This is a genomic window from Pseudomonas karstica (assembly GCF_009707515.1).
GTDB classification, from domain to species: domain Bacteria; phylum Pseudomonadota; class Gammaproteobacteria; order Pseudomonadales; family Pseudomonadaceae; genus Aquipseudomonas; species Aquipseudomonas karstica.
In genome coordinates this window covers 90,183-115,704 of sequence record NZ_WLYI01000006.1, presented here as the reverse complement: position 1 = coordinate 115,704, position 25,522 = coordinate 90,183, and the positions used below count along the sequence as shown (strand labels likewise).

At 58.3% G+C, this 25,522-nt stretch carries 22 protein-coding genes and 2 tRNA genes; 11 read left to right on the top strand and 13 right to left on the bottom strand.

The window, feature by feature from the left end; all coding sequences use genetic code 11:
* Positions 1-36: 36 nt before the first annotated feature.
* Positions 37-2,628, bottom strand: coding sequence for a DNA mismatch repair protein MutS (gene mutS / locus GIR22_RS06605; RefSeq protein WP_154742540.1), 2,592 nt, complete (start codon positions 2,626-2,628; stop codon positions 37-39).
* A 189-nt stretch (positions 2,629-2,817) separates the two neighbouring features.
* On the opposite strand from mutS, the gene GIR22_RS06600 reads away from it, so the two are divergent.
* From GIR22_RS06600 to recX, 5 genes are all read left to right on the top strand, one after another.
* Positions 2,818-3,561: a LexA family transcriptional regulator gene (locus GIR22_RS06600; protein WP_178122129.1), complete on the top strand. Its 744-nt coding sequence runs from the start codon at positions 2,818-2,820 to the stop codon at positions 3,559-3,561.
* Between the two features lie 392 nt (positions 3,562-3,953).
* Positions 3,954-4,292 carry a phage holin family protein gene (locus tag GIR22_RS06595; protein ID WP_154742539.1) on the top strand — a complete coding sequence of 113 codons (339 nt, stop codon included), beginning with the start codon at positions 3,954-3,956 and terminating at the stop codon, positions 4,290-4,292.
* 144 nt (positions 4,293-4,436) lie between these two features.
* Positions 4,437-4,937, top strand: coding sequence for a nicotinamide-nucleotide amidohydrolase family protein (locus GIR22_RS06590; protein WP_178122128.1), 501 nt, complete (start codon positions 4,437-4,439; stop codon positions 4,935-4,937).
* An 83-nt stretch (positions 4,938-5,020) separates the two neighbouring features.
* Positions 5,021-6,079, top strand: a complete 1,059-nt coding sequence (recA, locus tag GIR22_RS06585) for a recombinase RecA (RefSeq protein ID WP_154742537.1) — start codon at positions 5,021-5,023, stop codon at positions 6,077-6,079.
* An 8-nt stretch (positions 6,080-6,087) separates the two neighbouring features.
* A complete protein-coding gene (gene recX / locus GIR22_RS06580) occupies positions 6,088-6,555 on the top strand; it encodes a recombination regulator RecX (protein WP_154742536.1) in 468 nt (155 codons plus the stop codon).
* Between the two features lie 148 nt (positions 6,556-6,703).
* On the opposite strand, the gene GIR22_RS06575 is transcribed toward recX, so the two are convergent.
* Together GIR22_RS06575 and GIR22_RS06570 are read right to left on the bottom strand one after the other, a co-directional pair.
* On the bottom strand, positions 6,704-7,813 hold the full coding sequence (locus GIR22_RS06575; RefSeq protein ID WP_154742535.1) for an LOG family protein: 1,110 nt from the start codon (positions 7,811-7,813) through the stop codon (positions 6,704-6,706).
* Between the two features lie 413 nt (positions 7,814-8,226).
* Positions 8,227-8,667: a PA3611 family quorum-sensing-regulated virulence factor gene (locus GIR22_RS06570; RefSeq protein ID WP_154742534.1), complete on the bottom strand. Its 441-nt coding sequence runs from the start codon at positions 8,665-8,667 to the stop codon at positions 8,227-8,229.
* Positions 8,668-8,876: 209 nt separating this feature from the next.
* Between GIR22_RS06570 and GIR22_RS06565 the strand changes: the two genes are divergently transcribed.
* The 3 genes from GIR22_RS06565 (at position 8,877) to GIR22_RS06555 (ending at position 10,938) form a co-directional block, all read left to right on the top strand.
* Positions 8,877-9,587, top strand: a complete 711-nt coding sequence (locus tag GIR22_RS06565) for a tRNA-uridine aminocarboxypropyltransferase (RefSeq protein ID WP_154742533.1) — start codon at positions 8,877-8,879, stop codon at positions 9,585-9,587.
* A gap of 262 nt (positions 9,588-9,849) precedes the next feature.
* Positions 9,850-10,500: a response regulator transcription factor ErdR gene (gene erdR / locus GIR22_RS06560; RefSeq protein WP_154742532.1), complete on the top strand. Its 651-nt coding sequence runs from the start codon at positions 9,850-9,852 to the stop codon at positions 10,498-10,500.
* Between the two features lie 75 nt (positions 10,501-10,575).
* Positions 10,576-10,938 carry a diacylglycerol kinase gene (locus GIR22_RS06555; RefSeq protein WP_034096172.1) on the top strand — a complete coding sequence of 121 codons (363 nt, stop codon included), beginning with the start codon at positions 10,576-10,578 and terminating at the stop codon, positions 10,936-10,938.
* Here the strand turns inward: GIR22_RS06555 and GIR22_RS06550 are convergent.
* Positions 10,935-11,861 carry a LysR family transcriptional regulator gene (locus GIR22_RS06550; RefSeq protein ID WP_178122127.1) on the bottom strand — a complete coding sequence of 309 codons (927 nt, stop codon included), beginning with the start codon at positions 11,859-11,861 and terminating at the stop codon, positions 10,935-10,937. The two genes, GIR22_RS06555 and GIR22_RS06550, sit on opposite strands and share 4 nt — an antisense overlap.
* Positions 11,862-11,985: 124 nt before the next feature.
* On the opposite strand from GIR22_RS06550, the gene fpr reads away from it, so the two are divergent.
* Positions 11,986-12,765, top strand: a complete 780-nt coding sequence (fpr, locus tag GIR22_RS06545; protein WP_095146759.1) for a ferredoxin-NADP reductase — start codon at positions 11,986-11,988, stop codon at positions 12,763-12,765.
* Positions 12,766-12,947: 182 nt separating this feature from the next.
* Here fpr and tsaA read toward each other — a convergent pair whose 3' ends face one another.
* From tsaA to rimO, 5 genes are all read right to left on the bottom strand, one after another.
* Positions 12,948-13,643 carry a tRNA (N6-threonylcarbamoyladenosine(37)-N6)-methyltransferase TrmO gene (tsaA, locus tag GIR22_RS06540; protein WP_154742530.1) on the bottom strand — a complete coding sequence of 232 codons (696 nt, stop codon included), beginning with the start codon at positions 13,641-13,643 and terminating at the stop codon, positions 12,948-12,950.
* Between the two features lie 69 nt (positions 13,644-13,712).
* A complete protein-coding gene (locus GIR22_RS06535; RefSeq protein ID WP_017529765.1) occupies positions 13,713-14,174 on the bottom strand; it encodes a YehS family protein in 462 nt (153 codons plus the stop codon).
* Positions 14,175-14,250: 76 nt separating this feature from the next.
* Positions 14,251-14,961: an rRNA pseudouridine synthase gene (locus tag GIR22_RS06530; RefSeq protein ID WP_154742529.1), complete on the bottom strand. Its 711-nt coding sequence runs from the start codon at positions 14,959-14,961 to the stop codon at positions 14,251-14,253.
* A gap of 82 nt (positions 14,962-15,043) precedes the next feature.
* Entirely contained in the window at positions 15,044-15,517 is a 474-nt protein-coding gene (locus GIR22_RS06525; protein ID WP_154742528.1) for a GNAT family N-acetyltransferase, read from the bottom strand.
* Positions 15,518-15,639: 122 nt separating this feature from the next.
* Positions 15,640-16,980, bottom strand: a complete 1,341-nt coding sequence (rimO, locus tag GIR22_RS06520; protein WP_154742527.1) for a 30S ribosomal protein S12 methylthiotransferase RimO — start codon at positions 16,978-16,980, stop codon at positions 15,640-15,642.
* 305 nt (positions 16,981-17,285) lie between these two features.
* On the opposite strand from rimO, the gene GIR22_RS06515 reads away from it, so the two are divergent.
* Complete coding sequence (locus GIR22_RS06515) at positions 17,286-19,187, top strand: potassium transporter Kup (RefSeq protein ID WP_154742526.1); 1,902 nt, start codon at positions 17,286-17,288, stop codon at positions 19,185-19,187.
* A 108-nt stretch (positions 19,188-19,295) separates the two neighbouring features.
* Here GIR22_RS06515 and GIR22_RS06510 read toward each other — a convergent pair whose 3' ends face one another.
* The 4 genes from GIR22_RS06510 to GIR22_RS06495 all read right to left on the bottom strand — a co-directional run bounded on the left by GIR22_RS06510 (position 19,296) and on the right by GIR22_RS06495 (position 23,856).
* Positions 19,296-20,576, bottom strand: coding sequence for a virulence factor family protein (locus tag GIR22_RS06510; RefSeq protein ID WP_154742525.1), 1,281 nt, complete (start codon positions 20,574-20,576; stop codon positions 19,296-19,298).
* A complete protein-coding gene (gene mprF / locus GIR22_RS06505) occupies positions 20,576-23,218 on the bottom strand; it encodes a bifunctional lysylphosphatidylglycerol flippase/synthetase MprF (RefSeq protein ID WP_154742524.1) in 2,643 nt (880 codons plus the stop codon). Before mprF ends, GIR22_RS06510 begins: the two co-directional genes overlap by 1 nt.
* Before the next feature lie 277 nt (positions 23,219-23,495).
* Positions 23,496-23,572 (bottom strand) — tRNA-Met (locus tag GIR22_RS06500).
* Between the two features lie 207 nt (positions 23,573-23,779).
* A tRNA-Met gene (locus GIR22_RS06495) sits at positions 23,780-23,856 on the bottom strand.
* Between the two features lie 279 nt (positions 23,857-24,135).
* Between GIR22_RS06495 and dinB the strand changes: the two genes are divergently transcribed.
* Positions 24,136-25,194, top strand: coding sequence for a DNA polymerase IV (dinB, locus tag GIR22_RS06490; RefSeq protein WP_154742523.1), 1,059 nt, complete (start codon positions 24,136-24,138; stop codon positions 25,192-25,194).
* The last annotated feature ends 328 nt before the right edge of the window (positions 25,195-25,522 follow it).

The window sequence follows — 25,522 nt, the reverse complement described above, 5'->3', positions numbered from 1 at the left end:
ACCGCGCGAGATTCTATCAGCTTGCAAGCGTCTGCGTTAGATCCGTGTCTTCAGTGCATAGAGCATTTCCAGCGCTTTTCGTGGCGTCAGGTCGTCCAGGTCAAGCTTTGCCAACTCATCCAGGACCGGATGGGGCAGGCTGGCGAACATATCGCTCTGATGTGGGGCGCTGGATTTGCTGGAAGCTTTCGCCGGGCTGGCCACGGGCAATTCGTGGGGCAGGGCGGTGGTCTCCAGGCGACTCAGGTGCTCACGGGCACGGGTGATGACTTCGTTTGGAACGCCGGCCAATTGAGCCACGGCCAGGCCATAGCTCTGGCTCGCCGGGCCTGGCAGCACATGGTGCAGGAACACGATGCGCTCGTTGTGCTCGGTCGCATTGAGGTGCACGTTGGCGACCAGCGGCTCGTTTTCCGGCAGCACGGTCAGTTCAAAGTAGTGTGTGGCAAATAGCGTATAGGCACGCAGGTACGCCAGACGCTCGGCCGCCGCCCAGGCCAGGGACAACCCGTCGAAGGTGCTGGTGCCACGACCTACTTCGTCCATCAGCACCAGGCTGCGTTCGGTAGCATTGTGCAGGATGTTGGCGGTCTCGCTCATTTCGACCATAAAGGTCGAACGACCACCGGCCAAGTCATCGCTGGAACCGATCCGGGTGAAGATTCGGTCCACCAGGGACAATTCGCAACTGGCCGCCGGCACGAAACTGCCGATATGAGCCAGCAGTACGATCAACGCGGTCTGGCGCATATAGGTGGATTTACCGCCCATGTTCGGACCGGTGATCACCAGCATTCGGGTGTCGTCGTCCAGGGACAGGTCGTTGGCCACGAACGGGGTGGTCAACACTTGCTCCACCACCGGGTGACGGCCCTGGACGATACGCATACACGGCTCACTGACAAAACGCGGGCAGTTCAGGTCAAGGTTCAGGGCTCGTTCGGCCAGGTTGCTCAGTACGTCCAGTTCCGCCAGGGCAGCAGCGGTGTCCTGCAAGGGCGCAAGTTTGCCGATCAAGTCCTCAAGCAAGGCTTCGTAAAGCATCTTCTCGCGAGCCAGGGCCCGGCTCTTGGCCGACAGCGCCTTGTCTTCGAAGGCTTTGAGCTCCGGCGTGATAAAGCGCTCGGCACCCTTGAGAGTCTGGCGTCGTTGGTAGTCGATAGGTGCCTGCTCGGCCTGCTTGCTCGGCAACTCGATAAAGTAGCCGTGGACGCGGTTGTAGCCGACTTTCAAGTTGGTCAGGCCGGTGCGGGCTTTCTCACGGGCTTCCAAGTCAATCAGGAATTGCCCGGCGTTTTCGCTCAGGGCTTGCAGTTCATCCAGTTCGCTGTCGTAACCGGTCTTCAGTACACCGCCGTCACGGATGATTGCAGGTGGGTTATCGATGATGGCTTTTTCCAGCAGGGCCGCCAGCTCCGGGTAAGTGCCGGCAGTTACTGCAAGCTGCTGCAGGTGCACAGCTTCCAGTTCGGTCATCGCCACTTGCAGTTGAGGCAGGGCGCCCAGGGCGTCCCGCAGGCGCGCGAGGTCACGAGGGCGTGCGTTACGCAAGCCGATTCGCGCAAGGATTCGCTCTATATCGCCGATCTCCTTGAGCTGCGGTTGCAGCTTTTCAAAGTGGTAACTGTCCAGCAGGCAGGTAATAGACGACTGGCGCGCTTGCAGCACGCTCAAGTCCCGTAGCGGACGGTTCAGCCAGCGGGTCAGCAAACGGCTGCCCATGGCGGTCTGGCAACGGTCGACCACCGATTGCAGGGTGTTGTCGCGGCCGCCGGCCAGGTTGGTGTCCAGTTCCAGGTTGCGACGGCTGGCGCCATCCAGCACCACAGTGTCATCCAGGCGCTCATGACGCAGGCTGCGCAAATGCGGCAGGGCGGTGCGCTGGGTTTCCTTGGCGTAGTTGAGCAGGCAACCGGCGGCGCCGATGGCCAGGGTCAGGTTTTCGCAACCAAAGCCCTTGAGGTCCTGTACCGAGAACTGCTGGCACAAGCTTTTTAATGCCGAGTCACGTTCAAAGTCCCACGGCGCACGTCGCTTGGTCCCACGACGCCGCTCCGCTGGCAGGTCCTTGGGCCAATCATCGGGAATCATCAGTTCTACCGGATTGATGCGTTCCAACTCGGCCAGCAAATTCTCCCAGCCCTTGATCTCCAGCACGCTGAAGTTGCCGCTGGTGATATCCAGTACAGCCAGGCCGAACAGCCGCTCATCCCCCAATACCGCCGCGATCAGGTTATCGCGACGTTCATCCAGCAGCGCCTCATCACTCACCGTCCCCGGGGTAATAATGCGCACCACCTGACGCTCCACCGGCCCCTTGCTGGTGGCCGGGTCGCCGATCTGCTCACAGATCACTACCGACTCACCGAGCTTGACCAGCTTGACCAGGTAACCTTCCAACGAGTGATAGGGAATCCCGCACATCGGAATCGCCTGCCCGGCCGACTGGCCGCGCGCCGTCAGGGTGATATCCAGCAACTTGGCGGCCTTCTTCGCATCTTCGTAGAAGATCTCGTAGAAGTCGCCCATGCGATAGAACATCAACTGATCAGGGTGCTGGTTTTTCAGGCGCCAGTACTGCTGCATCATCGGGGTGTGGGAGGACAGGTCAGAAGTGTTCTTACTCATCAGATACTTAGCGGATTCGTTGAAAGTGATGGGGCAAAGGGCGCTTGGCCCAGCATTTTTGCGATGGTCGCAAGGTTAACACGCAAGGTCGGCGCTTCGCATTTCACAAAACAACACGCTATTTAAGGGCACGATCAGTGCATAAAATATGCAAAATAGCATTTGCCATCCATTGAAACTGTCCCCACTATGCGTGTTATGCAAAAACGCAACGTTTCTATCGTCTTAAGAGAGCTGCTGGACCGCGACCGGATCTCCCCCACGGAGCTTCACCGGCGTACCGGCGTGCCTCAATCCACACTGTCCCGGATTCTCAGTGGCAAGATTGTTGATCCGTCGGACAAGCACATCTCACGCATCGCCGACTACTTTCGCGTCAGCACCGACCAACTGCGCGGACGTGCGGCGTTGGCGTCCGCGCGGGGAAACGAGCGCGACCCTATGCATTCGGAACTCAAGGACATAAGCCTGTGGGACGACGATACCCCCGTCAACGATGATGAGGTCTCGATCCCCTTTCTGCGCGAGGTTGAATTGGCTGCTGGATCAGGAAGATTCGTCATCGAGGAAAGTGAGAAGGCCAGCCTGCGTTTCGGCAAGCGCAGCCTGCGGCATAACGGTGTGCAGTTCGACCAGGCCAAATGCGTAACGGTGCGTGGCAACAGTATGTTGCCAGTGTTGCGCGATGGCGCGACGGTGGGGGTCAATGCTGGCAAGTGCGGGATTGGCGACATTGTTGATGGTGACTTGTACGCGATCAATCACAACGGCCAGTTGCGGGTCAAACAGCTCTATCGCTTGCCTTCAGGGGTTCGCCTGCGCAGCTTCAACCGTGATGAGCATCCAGACGAGGACTACAGCTTCCAGGGAATCCAGGAGGAGCAGATCAGCATCCTTGGCCACGTTTTCTGGTGGGGCATGTACGCCCGCTAACCTTCTTGTGTAAGACAACGCCTGCCATCGAGTGGGCTTTTTTTCGCCTGTGCAAAACCACCAAGCCCTTTACCGACAAGGCGTTAATGCGCCAATGCATTTTAAGGTCGAAATTAAATGCATTTATGCATTGACTGTATATCCATACATACCTATTCTTCATCTCAAGCCGGCCAACAAGGTCTGGTGGAGGCGGCAAGGAGGCTGCCAAGGAAGACAAGGAAGACAAGGAAGACAAGGAAGACACGCTACATCGGCATGGACGCCACCAGCGGTGGCACGGAAGCCAGGTAACACCGGCAAGGACGCCGACGCTGTTTAATTTAAAACTCATACGGATGAATCAAGGTGCCGGCCAAAAGTCGGTCTCACTCATTGCCAGGAGGCGTGACATGACAAGCGAGCAGCAAGCGTTGGCGGAAATACCTATCTGGCTGGTCATCATATTGGCGGTGATCGGCGGTGTTTCCGGAGAAATGTGGCGCGCCGACAAGGAGGGCGCCCGCGGTTGGTCCCTGGCTCGCCGCCTGGCCCTGCGCTCCGGGGCGTGCATGGTCTGCGGGGTCTCGGCCCTGATGCTGTGTTATGCCGCCGGGATGTCGAACTGGACTGCCGGTGCCATTGGCTGCCTGACAGCTATGGGCGGTGCCGACGTGGCCATCGGCTTGTATGAGCGTTGGGTGGCCAAGCGGATCGGGGTGAGCGAGGGGCCACCACCCAACCAGCCATGATCGTTGCAGGGGATGCTACTAAGTGCGGGCCTGTCAGGCTTTATACGGGCCCTTGTCCGTTAGCATTGTGATTCCGTCAGTATCTTGCATGACCGATAGGCTCCTGTAGGGTAGGCACACGCCCGCCCACAGATGGAGACGATCGTGAAGGAAATTACCCAACTCGCTGCTGAACTTGGTCGCCGCTTGCAGGTTCTCAATGCCCACGTCACCACCGCCGAATCGTGCACCGGCGGCGGCATCGCTGAAGCGATTACGCGTATTCCCGGGAGTTCGGCCTGGTTCGAGGCGGGTTATGTCACGTATTCCAACCGACAGAAGACCCAGCAATTGAATGTACCGGAGAAGCTTTTTCCCAAGGTCGGTGCCGTCAGCCGGGAAGTGGTCGAGGCGATGGTGAAAGGCGCCCAGGAGAAAAGCCTGGCACGGTTTGCCGTGGCAGTCAGCGGTGTGGCCGGCCCTGATGGCGGTTCGCCGGACAAACCGGTGGGCACCGTGTGGCTGGCCTGGGGTGTCGGTGAGGAGGTTATTGCGCAGCGCCAGCACTTTCCCGGCAACCGTGACGAGGTCCGTCGACAAACGGTAAAAGCCGCATTAGAGGGGCTATTGCGACGAGCTGCACTCGAAATAGAAAAACAGGGGTAGGCGATCCCGGATCTTTGTGGAACAATACTGTCTACTTATACAGGTGTTGGCCGCCAGGCCTTATTGATTACGTGAGGACTTTAATGGACGACAACAAGAAGAAAGCCTTGGCTGCGGCCCTGGGTCAGATCGAACGTCAATTCGGCAAGGGTGCCGTAATGCGTATGGGCGATCACGACCGTCAGGCGATCCCGGCTATTTCCACTGGCTCTCTGGGTCTGGACATTGCGCTCGGCATTGGCGGCCTGCCAAAAGGCCGTATTGTTGAAATCTACGGTCCAGAATCTTCCGGTAAAACCACCCTGACCCTGTCGGTGATTGCCCAGGCACAAAAGATGGGCGCCACCTGTGCGTTCGTCGATGCCGAGCACGCCCTGGATCCTGAATACGCAGGCAAGCTGGGCGTTAATGTCGACGATCTGCTGGTCTCCCAGCCGGATACCGGTGAGCAGGCCCTGGAAATCACCGACATGTTGGTGCGCTCCAACGCCATCGACGTGATCGTGGTCGATTCTGTGGCCGCGCTGGTACCGAAGGCGGAAATCGAAGGCGAAATGGGCGACATGCACGTTGGCCTGCAAGCCCGTCTGATGTCCCAGGCGCTGCGTAAAATTACCGGTAACATCAAGAACGCCAACTGCCTGGTGATCTTCATCAACCAGATCCGAATGAAGATCGGCGTAATGTTCGGTAGCCCGGAAACCACCACCGGTGGTAACGCGCTGAAGTTCTACGCTTCGGTCCGTCTGGACATCCGTCGTACTGGCGCGGTGAAGGAAGGTGACGAGGTGGTCGGTAGCGAAACCCGCGTTAAAGTCGTGAAGAACAAGGTGGCTCCACCGTTCCGTCAGGCGGAGTTCCAGATTCTCTATGGCAAGGGTATCTACCTGAACGGCGAGATGATCGACCTGGGCGTGCTGCACGGCTTCGTTGAGAAATCCGGCGCCTGGTATGCCTACAACGGCAGCAAGATCGGCCAGGGCAAGGCCAACTCGGCCAAGTTCCTGCAAGACAACCCTGACATTGCCGCAGCCCTTGAGAAACAGATCCGTGACAAGCTGCTGACCCCGGTGCCAGACGTCAAGGCTGCTGCAAACAGAGAAGCTGTTGTCGATATGGAAGCAGCAGACGCTGACATCTGAGCCATACGATGACTGCTGTACTGGATACACTCGTCGCTGTACGGCGTACGGCAATGGACCTGCTCGCTCGACGCGAGCATGGTCGAGTTGAGTTGACGCGTAAGTTGCGTCTGCGGGGCGCTCCTCCTGAAATGATCGAAACAGCCCTTGATCGTCTGACGGAGGAGGGGCTGCTTTCGGAAACCCGTTACCTGGAGAGTTTTGTTTCCTATCGGGCCCGCTCTGGCTATGGTCCGGCGCGGATTCGCGAAGAGCTGAGCCAGCGTGGTCTGCAGCGCATCGATATCGATCTCGCGCTACGTGAGTGCGGCATCAGTTGGCAGGCGCAACTGGAGGACACGTGGCGCCGCAAGTTTGCCGGGCATCTGCCTATCGATGCTCGAGAGCGTGCGAAACAAGGTCGTTTCCTGAGTTACCGCGGATTTTCGATGGAAATGATCAGCCGCTTGTTAAGTGGTCGGGACATGGACGATTGAGTCCCCAGTAGCTAGCAGCCCAAACACGTTCCATCTGAAGTCCTTGCTCCCTCCTGAAAATAGGTCAGAAGGTGTAAACCTTATTCAGGACGGGACAACACATACAAAAAGGCCCGCCATGAAAATAGCGGGCCTTTTTGCGTTTGGCTTATGCTGGCTCTCTCACCCGCTGCTGCGCTTTCCCCTGAGCCTGGGCCCAGTTTTCCGGCAAATTGATGTAATCCACTAACTCTCGCAACCGGCCCTGATTACGGCCATTGAAGTTGAACACCAGGCGCGTCAGATGACTGAGGTGTGGTTCGTCATACTCCTCACCTTCATAAGCATACTGATGGAAATCGTCACTAAGTTTCAGATCGGCAAATGCTTCCTGAAGGTGGGCTAACGAGCGGTCGCTGAGAGGGTGATTCATGCGGATCACAAACTGACGCTTCAGCCAGCGGGTAGAGTGGAAGTTGGCGTAGAACTGGTTGATTTCTTCTACTGCTTCTTCGGCGCTATACACCAGGCGTACCAACTTGAGGTCGGAAGGCAGAATGTAGCGATTAGCCTCAAGCTGGTTGCTTATGAAATCCAGTGCTCCTTGCCAGAAACCACCACCCGGCGTATCCAGCAACACCACCGGAACCAGCGGGCTTTTGCCGGTCTGGATCAGGGTCAGGACTTCCAGCGCTTCATCAAGGGTGCCGAAACCGCCAGGGCAGAGCACGAGTGCATCGGCCTCCTTGATGAAGAACAGCTTGCGGGTAAAAAAGAAATGGAAAGACAGCAGGTTCTCGGTGCCATCAATGGTCGGGTTAGCATGCTGTTCGAAAGGCAGGGTGATATTGAACCCCAGGCTATGTTCCAGGCCCGCACCTTCGTGAGCTGCGGCCATGATGCCGCCGCCGCCCCCGGTAATGACCATCAGGTCCGAGCGTGCCAGGACGGCACCTACTTCCCGGGCCAATGCATAAAGCGGGCTTTCGACAGGGGTACGCGCCGAGCCAAATACGGTGACTTTGCGTCGGCCCTTGAATTGCTCCAGGACCCGGAAGGCATGATCCAGTTCGCGAATGGTTTGCAGAGTGATCTTGGCATTCCAGCGGTTGCGGTCATCCTGGGCCATGCGCAAGACGGTGAGAATCATGTCGCGGTAAAGGGGGGTATTCGGGCTGTTTGGAGCAATCAGCTTGAGTTGTTCGTCGACCTGCTGCGTGAGTTCAGGCTCGCTTTCTTGAAAATGACGGACCAGGAGGTCATTCGGTTCGTAAGGCATTCAGTTTCTCCTTCTTTACAGAACCCAGGGTGCCGTCGAGATATTCGTCGGGGACCACGACACTGCATGTGTCGCTGTTGGCCTCGGCACATGGCCGGGTGCTACACGGGATTCGCCAGGCCTCTGATGATCAAGGTGGGCGAAACAGGTTCTGTATGTTTCCTGTGATTAAAACCCTATGCGCTGCAAGTCAGGTGGGCAATCCTCTTTTGCCCTGAAAATATTACAGAACAGCATGAAAGGCCCCTGCAACAAGCTTTCAAGATGATTTGATCATGAGCCTATAAAGTCTTGGCTGGCAACAGCTTATTGATCATTCGTCACTGAGCGTGTTCGCGGGTATGAGCGGAGCGAGGGCATTGCAGAAGGGGATCGCACGCCGCTGATCAGTGGCGTGCGAAAGAAGGTATCGCTTACTTTTTCTTCTTCGCCGAAGCAGGTGCGGGGCAGTCGGATTCCTGGAACTTCACCGACGCGACGGGGCGATTGGTCTTGTTCTCGGTAATCTCGTAGCGCATCACGGCACCCTTGGCCATCAACTCGCGATAACCCTTGTTCAGGCAGACGCTCTGCCCCAGTTGGAAATACACAGCCTTGGGATTGGCGCGCATTTGTTCGGCACGATCAGGCAGCACGCTGAGATGGTCAATCAGTTGCAAACCTTCAACGGTGTAGGCCACTTCCAGGGTTTTTTCGTCAATCTCCCTTGGTAGGTCCTTGTTACTTTCCGCCGCCACGCTCTGCAGCTTCTTGTTCAGTTGAACTTCCAGCAAGGAAGCCGCTTGGGCACCCACGGGCAAAACCAACGCGAGGGCGATGGAAGGGGCCACATAACGCAGCATAAAACGCAGCATGGAAATCTCCTGATTCGGTTACTGGTGCATAGACCCGCCACGGCGTCGTGCGTTCAGTGGCGCGCGATTATAGGTGAGCCTTGGTCTGTACGACCAGCGTATTGCGGGAAGTGCAGGTGAGGGCGATTGGCTCTGGTAAACTGCGGCGACTTTTGCCTTTCCTGAGTCCTGTCCGTGTTGATCTTCACTTCTTTGCCACGGCGCATCCAATGAGCCATGCCGTCTCCCGTTTGCGCGCCCAACGCTTGGCCCGGGCCCTCAAGCCATTTGTTGCGCGTGGCTCCCGTGCCGAGCGCTGTCCGGGCTGTCGGGTAATCCCCGAGTATTGCCTGTGCGCCTGGCGACCGAAGGTCCAGGCCCAATCCGCCATGTGCTTGTTGATGCATGATGTGGAACCGATGAAACCCAGCAATACTGGCTGGCTGATTGCCGATGTGATCAGTGACACGACGGCGTTTCCCTGGTCGCGAACCGAAGTGGAGCCTGAACTGCTGGCTCTGTTGGCGGACCCGCAATGGCAGCCCTATATCGTTTTTCCTGGTGAGTTCGTAGCGCCTGAGCGCGTGGTCAGCGAGGTCAAGCTGGCGCCGGGTAAGCGCCCGCTGTTCATCCTGCTGGATGGGACCTGGAGTGAGGCGCGCAAGATGTTTCGCAAGAGTCCGTACCTCGAGCACTTGCCGGTACTGAGCTTGGAGCCTGAGCAGTTGTCGCGTTACAAGTTGCGGCGCTCCAAGCGCGATGACCACTTCTGTACCGCCGAAGTGGCTGCCTTGTGCCTTGAACTGACAGGGGATCAGTCGGCCAGTGAGGTGCTGGATGCCTATCTGGACGTCTTCAGTACGCACTATCTGGCTGCCAAGTTTCAGTTGGCGCTGGATCCGCAGGACGTTGTCCACTCTCGTTTGGCACCTTTTCTATAGGCGTCATGGTCAGAGGGCCTTGACCGAGTGGCACGGTAATCACCAGGCCGGCTAAAATATGCCACGGGCGTAGCGCTTGACCACCCAGGCTACGCTGGGCATGCTTGGCGCCGTTCAGGGCGCCGCCGTGAATTTTCAAACGTCGTAATTTGCTTTTTTGACGTTGGACGTGCCCTGTGGTGCCTGCCTTGCGGTCACCTTGTGTTGCCTTGGCGAGCACTGAACCCATCGGTGTTCCCATAAAAACAGGATCATTTGAAAAATGGCCACATACGAAATCCTGATTGCTGACGACCATCCGCTTTTTCGCAGCGCGTTGCACCAGGCAGTCACCCTGGGCCTGGGGCCGGATGTGCGATTGGTTGAAGTCGCCAGCATTGCTGAGCTGGAATCCCGTCTTACCGAAAAATCCGACTGGGACCTGGTGTTACTGGACCTGAACATGCCCGGTGCCTATGGCTTTTCGGGACTTGTGCTGCTGCGCGGGCAATACCCGCAGATTCCCGTGGTGATGGTCTCGGCGCAGGAAGAAGCATCGGTGGTGGTGCGTTCCAAGGAATTCGGTGCCAGCGGTTTCATTCCAAAATCCAGTTCCATGGAAGCTATTCAAAAAGCCGTGCGTACGGTGCTGGACGGTGATGTCTCCTGGCCGCCACAAGCGTTTGAAGAGATCAATGTATCCGACGAAGCCAAGGCCGCACGGGATGGCCTGGCCAGCCTGACGCCTCAGCAATTTCGAGTACTGACCATGGTTTGCGAAGGGTTGTTGAACAAGCAGATCGCCTACGAGCTGAGCGTGTCCGAAGCGACTATCAAGGCTCACGTCACGGCGATTTTCCGCAAGCTCGGGGTGCGTACACGAACCCAGGCGGCGCTGCTCTTGCAACAACTTGAGTCAATTACGCAGCAATAAGAACGTATTCATTCACGCTTTTTTGACTTGGCGTGTTCTAGCTTTCCTACTCCTTTTTGTGCAGTTGCCTACTCTATGTCGCCTTTTAAAGGTCAAACCGGTATCAAACGTATCTTCAACGCAGGCGGTTACTCCCTGGATGGCTTGCGTGCGGCCTTCACGGGTGAGGCGGCGTTTCGTCAGTTGGTGTTGCTCAACGTCATCTTGATCCCGTTGAGTTTTTTCCTGAGCGTCAGCCGGGTCGAGCGGGCGTTGTTGATTGCCGTCTGCCTGCTGGCGTTGATCGTCGAGTTGCTCAATTCGGCGGTAGAAGCGGCCATTGACCGGATTTCCCTGGACCGCCACCCCTTGTCGAAGAACGCCAAGGACATGGGCAGCGCCGCGCAGTTCGTGGCGTTGACCATGATTACCCTGGTGTGGGCCGTGATTTTGATCTAGGCAATGTTAGGCAGCACGATCTCGTCGCTGCGCACAACCCCGGCGGTAAAGGCACGGCATAGCTCCAGGAACTCGCGCATGGCGGAGGTCTGATACTTTTGCTTGTGCCAGATGAAGTAGAACTGCCGGGCCAGGTCCAGGTCTGGAGTTTCCACTGGTACCAGGCTGCCACGCCGGAATGCATCACGCAGAGCCAATCGTGAAATACAACCAATCCCCAGCCCCGACTCCACCGCGCGCTTGATGGCCTCGGTGTGTTCCAGTTCCAGGCGGATGTTCAGGGCGCTGCGATGATGACGCATGGCCTGATCAAAGGTCAGGCGGGTGCCGGAGCCTTGTTCCCGCAGGATCCACGCTTCATGGGTCAACTCTTCCATACTCGCCTGGCCTCGCTGAGCCAAGTGATGCTGTGGCGCACAGAACACCACCAGCTCATCTTCCACCCAGGTTTGTACTTCGATGTCCGGGTGGCTGCAATCGCCTTCAATTAGACCCAGATCAATTTCGTAGTGCGCCACCTGGTGCACGATATGTGCAGTGTTCTGCACGTGCAGCTTCACTTGGCTCTCGGGATGCTGCTGCATGAAGCTGCCGATCAACAGCGTGGCCAGGTAATTACCGATGGTCAGGGTGGCGCCGACCGCCAGGGAGCCGAAGCCGGACTTGCCGTTGAGCAGATCCTCGATCTCCTTGGCCTGGTCCAGCAGCGCCACCGCTTGGGGCAATAGCTGATGGCCGAGGGCGTTGAGGCTCAGGCGTTTGCCGGCGCGATCGAACAGTTGGCAGCTGGATTGGCGTTCCAGCTCAGTAATTGAGGTGCTGGCGGCAGATTGAGATAAGGCCAGAAGGCCAGCAGCGCGAGAGACGCTTTCCTGCTGGGCGACGGCGACGAAGACTTGCAGTTGTCGTAGAGTAAATCGCATATCGATATAACCGATAACCCTTATCTTAATAATCCAGTTAACAGATATTGTCGCTGCCATTAGAATACGATGCAATTGCGCACCTATCATTTGGCGCAGACCCATTTCCAGGAGTTCCCCGTACATGAGCAACATGAACCACGAGCGTGTCCTCAGTGTTCATCACTGGAACGACACTCTGTTCAGCTTCAAGTGCACCCGCGATCCGGGCCTGCGCTTCGAGAACGGTCAGTTCGTGATGATCGGCCTGCAGCAACCCAACGGCCGCCCGCTCATGCGTGCTTACTCCATTGCCAGCCCGAACTGGGAAGAACATCTGGAATTCTTCAGCATCAAGGTTCCGGATGGTCCGCTGACGTCGCAGTTACAGCACCTGAAGGAAGGCGACGAGATCATCATCAGTAAAAAACCGACCGGCACCCTGGTGCTGGACGATTTGAAGCCAGGGAAACATCTGTACCTGCTCAGCACCGGTACTGGCCTGGCGCCGTTCATGAGCGTCATCCAGGATCCGGAAACCTACGAACGTTTCGAAAAAGTGATCCTGTGCCACGGCGTGCGTTACGTCAACGAAGTTGCCTACCGTGAATTCATCACCGAGCATCTGCCGCAGAACGAATTCTTCGGTGAATCCCTGCGTGACAAGTTGATCTACTACCCCACCGTGACCCGCGAGCCATTCGAAAACGAAGGTCGCCTGACCGACCTGATGCGCAGCGGCAAACTGTTCAGCGATATTGGCCTGCCGCCGATCAACCCTGAGGACGACCGCGCCATGTTGTGTGGCAGCCCGAGTATGCTGGACGAGACCAGCGAAGTACTGAACAGCTTCGGTCTGAAGGTTTCGCCGCGGATGCGCGAGCCAGGTGATTACTTGATCGAACGTGCGTTCGTCGAGAAATAACGTCGGATCTCCTGTAGGAGCGAGCTTGCTCGCGAAAAACGCAAGGGCACCGCATTAATCCAGAATGCCCGCGTTATCGTTGAAGTTCTTCGCGAGCAAACTCGCTCCTACACGGTGTGCGTCATATAAAGAAAAGCCCGCATTGCCTTTCCAGGCAATGCGGGCTTTTTTGTTTTTGCGATTTACCGGGCTGCAACCACTTCCAACACACAAATCATCCCAGCTTCCGGATAGTGCCAACGTACATCCACGTCCCAGAGCTGCGCGCCATATTCCCGTTCAGGCCCCGGTGTCTGGTACGCCGGTCGTGGGTCCTGTGCCAAACACTGCTCAATCAGCGCAACTAATGGCTCGTCAAGGCGCTGAGCGTGGCCTTGTGCCTGATGCAGGGCAGCCTTCAGCCACTGCACGGGAATCAGCTGCGGCGCAGCACTGGCGATGCTGTTGGTCGCTGTATCGATGATGTCGGCGTAGGGCACATACGGCTTGATGTCGAGAATCGGCGTGCCATCCAGTAAATCAATGCCGGATATCCACAGGCGGTTGGCTTCCACCTTGTCCAGTTTCACCACTGATTGGCCGATGCCGTTTGGGCGATGGGTGGCGCGGGTGGCAAACACCCCCATGGATTTGTTGCCACCCAGGCGCGGCGGGCGGACTTTCAGTCGGGGCTTTTCTTCCAAGGCCTGGTGAAACAGGAACAGCAACCACACATGGCTGACCTGTTCCAACCCCTGTACCGCTTCACCTTGATCGTACGGCGCCACCAACTCCAGCACGCCTCGGGCGGCGGGTGCCAGTTGCGGCTGGCGCGGGATGGCGAACTTCTCCTTGAAACAGGAGCGGACGAAGCCGATGGGCGAAACGCTGTAGGTCATTGCACAAGCCTCAAGTTGCAGGCCCCAAGCTACAAGCTCTTAACTTGCCGCTTGAAGCTTGTCGCTGCCTCAAGCCCTGACGCGCAGCGTCAGCCCCTTGAGGAAGTTGCGCAGCAACTGATCGCCACAGGTGCGGTAGTTGGTATGCCCGAACTTGCGAAACAGCGCGCTCAGCTCAGGCTTGGACACCGGAAACTCGGCGGCCTTGAGGATGGCGTGCATATCGTCTTCTTTCAGTTCGAAGGCGACACGCAGTTTCTTCAGGATGATGTTGTTGGTCACGGGCGTTTCAATTGGCTGCGGTGGACGGCTTTCGTCCTTGCCGCGCTTGAAGATCACCAGGCCATCAAGAAAATGGGCCATGACGTCGTCTGGGCAGAACACAAAGCCTTCTTCCTCGTCTTTCTTGAGGTAGGTCAGCAGGTCGTCCTTGGTGACATCCATGCCGCCGAGCTTGATGATCTCGACCATCTTGTTGTCGCTGATGTCGAGCATGTAGCGCACGCTGCGCAGTACGTCGTTGTGAATCATGTTGGCAATCCTGGTCATTCAACTGTGGACACCGCCCAGGGAGGCGGTATCGAGAAACTCGGCGGCGAAGAAAGCGTTAAAACTTCTCTTTGCCGGACAGATAGCGCCATTGGCCCGCCGGCACTTTGCCGATGGAGACTCCGCCAATGCGGATGCGTCGAATGGCGACGACCTTCAAGCCAACGGCTTCGCAGAACAAGGCAATCACACCCGGTTGCGGATTTTTCAGCGCAAAGCGCAGGCGGTTCTCGTTCTGCCAACTGGCTTTCACCGCTGGTAATTCCTTGCCCTTGTACGTCAGGCCATGGTTCAGGCGGTTCAGGCCGTGCGCCACCATGTCCCCGGATACTTCCACCACGTACTCCTGTTCGATCTTGGCGGCATCGGCCGTCAGTTTGCGCAGGATTTTCCAGTCCTGGGTGAACACCAGCAGGCCGCTAGCCTTGGCCTGCAGGTCGGCGCTGGTGCTCAGGCGTAGGAAGTGGCCCCGGAGCGGGCGCTTGCCGAAGCGGTGCTCCTGCGACAGGGTATCGGCGTTGATGGACGCCAGCGCTGTTTCGGCATCTATGTCCGCTGGCGCGTGCAGCAGGATGGTCACCGGTTCCGGGGCGGTAGCCTTGGCGTCCGGGTCCAGCTCGACTTTTTGGGTGGTGATCTTGAACTGCGGTTCGTCGATCACTTCGCCGTCCACCATGACCCAGCCGCCCTCGATGAACAGTTCAGCCTCCCGACGGGAGCAGCCGACCAGTTCGATGAGGCGTTTGGAGAGACGTATGGGGTCGGTCATGACAAGGGCCGTAACAAAAGGGGGCAGCTATTGTACCTGCCTGAAGCCGGTTAATCCCGGTTCCATTTCGGTGCCGTGGTGTTTAGCCGCTCTTTGCCTCTTGTTGCGCCTGGCGCAAGCGCATGTGCAGCAGCGGGTAAGGCTGCCCCATGCCGTCGTGGTCGGTGCGCCCGATCACCTCAAAACCCTGTTTGATGTAGAAACCCAAGGCTTGCGGGTTCTGTTCGTTGACGTCCAGTTCGTCGGCATTCAGGTGCTCGATCGCATAGCGCAGCAATTGCTGGCCCAGGCCCCGGCCGCGGTGCTTCGGGTCGATGAACAGCATTTCGACCTTGCCCGCCGCGATGCCCGCGAAACCGGTGATGTGTTGCCGCGAATCCTTGGTGCAAATCAGCATGACGGCATCGAGGTAGCGGGTCAGTACCAGGTTCTTCAGCACCTCTATGTAGCTGTTCGGGAGGAAGTCATGGGTGGCGCGCACCGAGTCCTCCCAGATTTGGGTCAATAGCGGATAGTCGGTGGGTTTGGGTGTATGAATAACTGAATGTTGATGCATGCCCGCAGCCCTTTGGCGATGATTGGCATTGATGAGTAAAACAATAGACCTAAAAAAGCCCCGCATCTTGTCGAAGAGCAGGGCTTTTTCAATTATTTATACGCTAGCGGCCTGTATGGGTACTAGTCACGCTTCTCGGCCCAGAGGTCGTATTCGTCGGCGTCGGTGACGCGGCACCAGACTTTATCGCCTGGCTTGAGGCCGTTGGCATCGCCAATAAACACGTTACCGTCGATTTCCGGAGCGTCGAAGAAGCAGCGGCCGACCGCGCCTTGCTCGTCGACTTCGTCGATCAGTACTTCGATTTCCTTGCCGATGCGCAGTTGCAGGCGTGCCGAGCTGATGGCCTGTTGGTGGGCCATGAAGCGCTCCCAACGGTCTTGCTTGACCTCATCGGGAACAATCGCGGCGTCCAGCAGGTTGGCCGGGGCGCCTTCGACCGGCGAGTACTGGAAGCAGCCGACACGGTCCAGTTGGGCGTCGGTCAGCCAGTTCAGCAGGTACTGGAAGTCTTCTTCGGTTTCGCCGGGAAAGCCCACGATGAAGGTCGAGCGGATGATCAGTTCCGGGCAGATCTGGCGCCAGTTCTTGATACGCGCCAGGGTCTTGTCTTCGAAAGCCGGGCGTTTCATGGCCTTGAGGACTTTCGGGCTGGCGTGCTGGAACGGGATATCCAGGTACGGCAGGATCTTGCCGGCGGCCATCAACGGGATCAGTTCGTCAACGTGCGGGTACGGGTAGACGTAGTGCAGGCGTACCCATACGCCGAGACTGCTGAGCGCTTCGCACAGTTCGGTCATGCGGGTTTTTACCGGCGCGCCGTTCCAGAAACCCGTGCGGTATTTGACGTCGACGCCGTAGGCGCTGGTGTCCTGGGAGATCACCAGCAGTTCCTTGACCCCGGACTTGACCAGGCGCTGGGCCTCGTCCAGCACATCGCCCACCGGGCGGCTGACCAGTTTGCCGCGCATCGACGGGATGATGCAGAAGCTGCAACTGTGGTTGCAGCCTTCGGAAATCTTCAGGTAGGCATAGTGGCGCGGGGTCAGCTTGATGCCTTGCGGCGGCACCAGGTCGATCAACGGGTTGTGATCCTGGCGTGGCGGCACGACCTGATGCACGGCATTGACCACCTGCTCGTACTGCTGCGGACCGGTCACGGCCAGTACGCTTGGGTGTACGTTGCGGATATTGCCTTCTTCCACGCCCATGCAGCCGGTGACGATGACCTTGCCGTTTTCCTTGATGGCTTCGCCGATCACTTCCAGGGATTCGGCCTTGGCCGAGTCGATGAAACCGCAGGTATTGACCACCACCACGTCCGCGTCCTGGTAGGTGGACACGACGTCATAACCTTCCATCCGCAACTGAGTGAGAATGCGTTCGGAGTCGACCAGAGCCTTTGGGCAACCCAGGGATACAAAACCGACCTTGGGGTTGGCTTTTGCGATGGTGGTGGACATGTCTAACCTCGGTATTGAATGACGCCGCCAGTCGTGCACGACAAGGCTGCGGACGGGCACTTGGTGTGCCTCTGATCAAAAAGTGCGCAATTCTAGCGACGGGAGTCGCTCTTGACCAGCTTTATGCGGGGAAATACGACGGGTGCTGCGCTATGCTTCGCGCCGTTGCACCTGGGCGAATCCCGGTGGTCAATAAATCGTCTGTAACGAGAAGTAAAACAGCGCATGCTGTGCACAGCTTAGGCGCTGGCCTACGGGTGTGCTGTTTATAAAAGACCTCAGGTCAAAAAGGGCAGGAGTGGTTAATGGGTCAGACAAGTACTCAGGCGGCAGGCGCCGGGCATTCCAACGCAAAGCCAATCGGCATGCTGGTGGCTGCGGTGGGGGTGGTTTACGGCGATATCGGCACCAGTCCGCTCTACACCCTTAAAGAAGTGTTTTCTGGCGGTTATGGGGTTCAGGTCAACCATGACGGGGTGCTGGGGATTCTGGCGCTTATCTTCTGGTCGCTGATCTGGGTGGTATCGATCAAGTACATGTTGTTCGTGCTGCGCGCCGACAATCAGGGTGAAGGCGGCATTATGGCGCTGACGGCATTGGCCCGGCGGGCAGCGGGGAATCATCCGCGGTTGCGCAGCTTTCTGGTGGTCTGCGGCCTGTGCGGTGCGGCTTTGTTCTATGGCGATAGCATGATCACCCCGGCGATCTCCGTGTTGTCGGCCATCGAAGGCCTGGAACTGGCGTTTGAAGGCCTGGAGCGCTGGGTCGTGCCCTTGGCATTGGTGGTGTTGGTAGCGCTGTTTTTGATCCAGAAACATGGTACCGACCGCATCGGCAAGCTGTTCGGGCCAGTGATGGTGGCGTGGTTTTTGGTGCTGGGCGGTTTGGGCATCTACGGCATCCTTCAGCATCCAGAAGTACTTCGCGCGATGAACCCGGTATGGGGCGTGCGCTTTTTCGTCTCTCATCCCGGTATTGGTGTGGCAATCCTCGGCGCGGTGGTATTGGCGCTGACGGGGGCCGAGGCGCTGTACGCCGACATGGGCCACTTCGGCCGCAAGCCTATAGCCCGCGCCTGGTTCATTCTGGTGCTGCCGGCACTGATGCTCAACTACTTCGGTCAGGGCGCGATGCTGCTGGGTGACCCGCAAGCGGCGCGCAACCCGTTCTACCTATTGGCACCGAACTGGGCGTTGATCCCGCTGGTGCTGCTGTCGACCCTGGCGACGGTGATTGCCTCCCAGGCGGTGATCTCCGGCGCCTTCTCTCTGACCCGCCAGGCGATCCAGCTGGGTTACATCCCGCGCATGTATATCCAGCACACCTCCAGCGCCGAACAGGGGCAGATTTACATTGGTGCGGTGAACTGGTCGCTGATGGTCGGGGTGATCCTGTTGGTACTGGGCTTCGAGTCCTCGGGCGCCCTGGCCTCGGCCTATGGCGTGGCGGTCACCGGAACTATGCTGATGACCACTATCTTGGTATCGGCGGTGATGTTGCTGCTATGGAAGTGGCCGCCTGTGCTGGCGGTGCCGGTGCTGCTGGGCTTTCTACTGGTGGACGGCTTGTTTTTCGCCGCCAACGTGCCGAAGGTCGTCCAGGGTGGCGCCTTTCCGGTGCTGGCGGGGATCGTGCTCTTCGTGTTGATGACCACCTGGAAGCGCGGCAAACAATTGCTGGTGGGGCGCCTCGACGAGGGCGGCCTGCCGCTGCCGATCTTTATCAGCAGTATCCGTGTACAACCACCCCATCGTGTCCAGGGTACGGCGGTGTTTCTTACTGCACGGCCTGATGCGGTACCCCACGCGTTATTGCATAACCTGCTGCATAATCAGGTGCTGCATGAACAGGTGGTGTTGCTGACGGTGGTCTACGAAGACATCCCGAGGGTTCCGGCCCAGCGCCGCTTCGAGGTGGACTCTTACGGTGATGGCTTCTTCCGGGTGATTCTGCATTTCGGTTTTACCGATGAGCCGGACGTACCCGAGGCGCTGAAACTGTGTCATCTGGACGACCTGGATTTCACCTCGATGCGCACCACCTATTTCCTCAGCCGTGAGACGGTTATTGCCTCCAAGCTCGAGGGCATGGCGCGCTGGCGGGAGGGGTTGTTTGCTTTCATGCTCAAGAATGCCAACGGCAATCTGCGTTTCTTCAACCTGCCGGTGAACCGGGTGATTGAACTGGGCACCCAGGTAGAAATGTAACTGTCCTGCCCACTGTAGGAGCGAGCTTGCTCGCGAAAAACTCAAAGACGCCGCGGTTATCCTGGTTCCCCGCGTCATCGTTGACCACCTTCGCGAACAAGCTCGCTCCTACTGGGACTTGGCCTGGCGCTTATTAATGATGTCGACAAGGCGCTGGGCCAAGGCCGGGTAGTTCTCGTCGAAGTGGTGGCCGCCAGGCAGTTTCATGGCTTCGCCCACCGCCGTCTTGTCGGTGCAGCCGCTCTCGTCGACTTCTTCGGCACCGTAGATACACACCACCTTGGCGGCGGGCAGCTTGGCCATTTCCGGACCGGTAGCGGCTTCTTTACCGGCATTGCCCAGCCAGCCTTCGACTTCGATTTCGAAGCTGGCGGTGCGGGCAAAGGCCAGCAGGATGATCGCGTCGACCCGCTGCTGCTCGGTTTGCGGCAGGCGGTTGTAGATCGCGGGCAAGACGTCGGCGCCAAACGAATAGCCGGTCAGCACAAAGCGTTGGGTACCCCATTTCTGCCGGTAGTGCTGAATCAGTTCGGAGAGGTCCTTGGCGCTCTGTTCCGGGGTCTTGTGCTGCCAGTAGTAGCGCAGGGTGTCGATGCCGACCACCGGGTAGCCGATCTTGGCCATTTCCCCGGCCACGTCACGGTCCAGGTCGCGCCAGCCGCCGTCACCGGACAGGAACAGCGTTACGGTGTCCTTGGCCTGGCCGGCGGGCACTTCTACCACCGGGATCGCCAGCCCACCATTCTCCGAACCCACCAGTTGCTTGCGCAGTTCGTTGTTCAGGATCTGTGGGAAGTGAATGTCATAGTCGCTGATGCTGGTGGACGCGCGCGGGGTGTCGCGTACGAAGCTGGCACTTTCATCGTCAGGATTGTCGTTCCACGCCACCAGCCAGTTGCCATGGGCTGCAGTTTTCGGCAGTGGGTCCTTGCAGCCTTCCTGGGCCAGGGCGAAGCCGACAGAGATGGCATTGGCCTTGTCATCGTTTTGCGTGGCCAGCCAGCGCCAGGCCAGGGCTGCGCCAGGGCCGATACCGCTGACCAGCGTCGCCGGGCCCTGGAGCTGGTCCAGCGCGGCGTGCAAGGCTTGCTCCTGCAGTTTGCAGTCATCCTTGGGCAGGATCACCTGGACGATCTGCGCCGCGCCGCCCTGGCTCAGGGCGATCAACTGGGTGTCGGACAGGGTTTCATCGGCCATCACGGCCACGGCCACCCGGGCCTTGGGCGTAGTGCCGGGCGTCACGCGGGTCAGTGCGGTGCCGTTGGCTTGTGGCAGGTGTTCCAGCGTAGGTTGAGGTGCCGGGCGATTCCAGTACCAGTAGCCACCCCCCAGGGTCAGTGCCAGTACTACCAAAAATGCCAATACATACCGCCAGGAGCGTCGAATCATCAGCGTTTCACCAATCCAGTCAAGCCGCCCGCAATCAGGGCGGCGGTATCGGCCAGTGCCACCAGCGGATCAAGTCCTGCGGGCACAGCCATATAACGGGGTTCCCAGTCGGGCTGGAATTTGTCTTTGAAGCGGCGCAAACCTTGGAAGTTATACAGTTGCTCGCCGCGGCGGAACACCATGGAGCCCAGGCGCTGGGTCAAGGGCGCGCCACGTCGTGGCTGCAAGCCCGACAACGGCACCATGCCGAGGCTGAAACGGTCGTAGCCGTGACTCTTATAATATTGAATCAGGCCGACCATCATGAATTCCATTGTCAGCTTCGGCGCGTCCGGGTGGGCGCGCATCAGGTCGAGACTGGCCAAGTCATGGCTGTAGGTCTCAAGCAGGTTGGCGAAGGCTACGGGGCGACCTTCAAAGCGAATGATCGCGATGCGAAAATGCTTGAGGTAATCATCGCTGAAGCGGCCCAGGGAGAAGCCCTTTTCCCGTACGTTCTTACCCGTCAGCCAGGCATCGGAGATGACTTTGAGCTCATCGATCGGCGCCTGGCCAGATTCAAAGATCTCCAGGGACAGGCCATCCCGGCTCCCGCGATTCCAGGTGTAGCGCAAATCCTTCATCTCTTTGCCCTTGGCTTCCAGGTCAAAGCGCTTAAGGTCAACCCGGGCTTCCTCTCCCAGCTTGATGGCGGTCAGGCCGATGTCCATGTAGTACGGCAGGTTTTCGGCGCGGACTTGATAAAACACCGGGCGGGCGTGGTGAATGTCACACAGGTCGCGGAACTGCCAGATCATTTCGGCCCGTTGCTGGGTGGGGCCGATCGGGTCGTAGAGGGCTACCAGGCTGCGGCCGCGACGGGCGTACATCAGGAATGCCTCGTCGTTGGGGTGGAACAGCAGCGCTTTGTCGCCGGTCAGCGCGAGGCCGCCGTCGGGTTGCGCCGAGGCCATCAGGATCTTGCTGGCACGTTCCAGCTCATCCGGTGTCGGCAGGTGGATCACCGGGCGTGCGGTGCGCAACAGCCAGGTCAGGGACACAATTACCAGTAGCACGGCGGCGCCCAGCAGCGAGCGCAAGCCACGAGGGGCATTGGCGTCGAGGGTGAACTGCCACCAAAGCTCATGGCTGTAGGGCACGTCCTGATAGGCGAACAGCAACAACCAGATTGACGCGCCGAGCACACACATGCTGGCCACCAGGTACAGCGGCGAGAAGGGCAGCTCGGTCAATCGGCTGGGGCGGTAGAACGAGCGACGGAAGATTGCCAGCAAGATAGCGGTCATCGTCAACAAACTGGCTTCTTCCCAGTCGAAGCCTTTGAGCAGTGATAACAGGGCGCCCACCAGTAGCAAGACGGTGGTCAGCATCCAGGCGGCTGACAACCGGCGGCGCAGGCCCTGGGCCAACAATAGGCAAAGCACGCCGATCAGGCTGGCGCCAAAGTGCGAGGCGTCAATCAGGCGGTGGGGAATCAGGAAGCCGATGCTTTCCAGGCGAGAGTCGATTTCCGGTGTAGCGCCGGAGAACAGCAGCACCACACCGGACAAAAAAACCAGTACCCCCAGTACCGGCGCCGCCAGGCCAGAGGCAACCCGCAGGCTTTGCTGGGTCTGGAACAGACGCTGGGCTTCGTTGATCAGCAGGAATACGCAGGCGATCAACAATGGCAGTACCACGTAGATCATTCGGTACAGCAAGAGGGCGGCCGCCAGCGGGGCAGCGCCGAGCTTGTTGGCAAAGGCTGCCAGCAGGATCGCTTCAAATACCCCGACGCCACCGGGCACATGGCTGAGCACACCAGCGGCGAGGGCCAGCAGGTATACCAGCAGGAACGTACCGAAAGGCGGTGCTTCGGGCAGCAACATATAAAGCACGGTGGCGGCAGCGGCGACGTCCAGAGCGGTGATGATCAGTTGCAGGAAGGTCAGGCTGCGCCCGGGCAGACGTAAAGTGCGGCGTCCGGCCTTGACCAGCAGGTTGTCCGGATAGGGCTGCTCCGGCAGGCGGCGGCGATAAATACCGATGCACAGCACAACCGTCAACAGCAGCACTGCGCCGGCAATACCCCCCAGCAGGCTGGCAGGCAGATGCAGTGCGCTCGATGCCGCAGGCAAGTTGCTCAAGGTAGCCAGGGCGGCCAGCGGGGGCAGGGCGCAACCCAGGGCCAGGCTGGCAAACACGGTCATGCGGGCTACTTCGGACGCACCGATGCCATGTCTTGCGTACAGGCGATAACGCACCGAGCCACCAGACAGCATCGACAGGCCAATCGCATTGCCGATAGCAAATGCGGTAAAGCCTCCGTAGGCCAGGGTCTTGGCGGGCAGCTTCACACCGGCATAGCGTGCGCCGGAAAACTCGTAGCCCAACATAATGATGAACCCTGCGACGCCAGCGGCGAATGCGCCCAGCAGGGAAGGTATCGGCACTTCCAGGATCGAGTCATGAAGGGCGTACAGGTCCAGCTCAAGCAATAGATGACGGCAGGCAATCAGGGCAATCGCAAATAGCAATAAAGTGACAACCAGCCCGATGGGTTGGCGGTACTTGCTTAACAGATCCAGCCAGCGCAAGCGCGAGGGAATGACCGGTTGTGTCGTTGTGACAGTGTCTTGTGGTTCTGGTGGGTGGGCGCGCATCAATCACCTCGAGGATTGTGCGCGACAGGATGGAGGTATCCAGTCAAGTTACCAATCCCTACTGACAAAATAATTACAAATTTTAGCGCGTATCACCGGGACCGGCGACAACGCCCACAGATCGCAGAGGGTGGCGGTTGAAAGCATGCATAGCCTGCAACGAGATGGACTCTACAAACCACATACAGTTTCATGAAAGGTGCCATGTCACTGTTTCAGAAGAATTTTTCGCTGGATACAAAAAAGGCCACTCTTTCGAGTAGCCTTTTTTGATGTTTGGTTGCGGGAGCCGGATTTGAACCGACGACCTTCGGGTTATGAGCCCGACGAGCTACCAGACTGCTCCATCCCGCGTCTGTGTGGCGGCATTCTACAGAGCAATGGCAGAGTGTCAACCGTTAATCAGTCGAAGGGTCAAATAAGTGCGAATTAACCGTTCATCGTTACCCAGGCGTGGTAAGTGCTCGATTGGAAAGGTTTTTTTGTTGGACAATTGTTCGGTGGGGTAAAAACAGACGCGCACAAAAAAGGCCACTCTTTCGAGTAGCCTTTTTTGATGTTTGGTTGCGGGAGCCGGATTTGAACCGACGACCTTCGGGTTATGAGCCCGACGAGCTACCAGACTGCTCCATCCCGCGTCTGTGTGTCGGCATTCTACAGAGGAACGACAGTGTGTCAACCGTTGATTCAAAGAAAAGCGCTTGTGGTTCAATTGCTTAGCTCTCCAAGGTGGTCTGTTGGGAGGGGGCAGGCCCAGTCAGGGCAAGGCTTCCAGCTCTATTGGGGGGTGGGTTTCGATTGAAAAAATGAATTCGTGAAGGAGTTTTCCTACCGCTTGTACGGAAGAATCAAAGTACTGGTGCTATATACAGGTCTGAATGAGATACTGGCCTCCCGTTGGCCCACACTGTCTTTATATGACGCAGCGCAAAATCATCCACGTCGACTGTGATTGTTTCTATGCCGCCATCGAGATGCGCGACGACCCGAGCCTGGCGCAAAAACCGCTGGCGGTGGGCGGTTCAGCAGACCGGCGGGGCGTTATTGCCACCTGCAATTACGAGGCGCGGGTCTACGGGGTGCGCTCGGCCATGTCCTCCCGTCATGCCTTGAAGCTCTGCCCTGACCTGACCATCGTCAAGCCGCGCATGGATGCCTATAAAGAAGCATCAAAGGAAATCCAGACGATCTTTCGTGATTACACAGATCTGATTGAGCCATTGTCCCTGGACGAGGCTTATCTGGACGTCTCGGACTGTGGGCATTTTGGCGGCAGTGCCACGCGCATCGCCCAGGACATTCGTCGCCGCGTGTCCAATCAGCTTCACATCACTGTTTCCGCTGGCGTCGCGCCGAACAAGTTCCTGGCCAAGATCGCCAGCGACTGGAAAAAGCCCAACGGCCTGTTTGTGATTACCCCCGACCAAGTGGAAGACTTCGTCTCGGCACTGCCGGTCGGCAAGTTGCACGGCGTCGGCAAGGTGACCGCGGACAAGCTGGCGCGACTGGGCATTGAAGATTGCCTGCAACTGCGGGACTGGAACAAGCTGGCGCTGGTGCGGGAGTTCGGTAGTTTTGGCGAGCGGCTATGGAGCCTGGCCCGTGGGATTGATGACCGGCAGGTGCATAACGACAGTCGTCGGCAATCCATCAGTGTAGAAAATACCTACGATGTCGACTTGCCTGACCTGCCCAGTTGCCTGGAAAAACTACCCGAGCTGATGGATACCTTGGCTGGACGTATGTCGCGTATCGACAGCAGCTACCGAGCGGGCAAGCCGTTCGTCAAAGTTAAATTTCATGACTTTACCCAGACGACGTTGGAGCAAGCAGGGGCGGGACGTGACCTTGAAAGCTATCAGCAATTGCTGACGCAGGCGTTCAATCGCGGCGGGAAACCGGTGCGGTTGTTGGGAATTGGGGTACGGTTATTGGACTTGAGCGGCGGCAACGAACAATTGGAGTTGGCCTGGTAGAAAGCGGACCTCGAAGGTGGTGGCTTGCCTGCGTAAGCATCAGCATCTTTTGAGCTTGCCGAAAAACTGTAGCCGCTGGCGTAGCCTGCGATCGGCTGCGCAGCAGTCGCCTGGGGCCTTGAGATTGCTGAAGGTCCTGCGGCCCTTATCGCAGCCTCGTGCCTCGTCAGCGGCTACAGGGGACCGTCGATCACCGATCACTTGTAGCCGCTGGCGCAGCCTGCGATCGGCTGCGCAGCAGTCGTTTGGTGCCTTGAGATTGTTGAAGGTCCTGCGGCCCTTATCGCAGCCTCGTACCTCGACAGCGGCTACAGGAGCCGTCGATCAC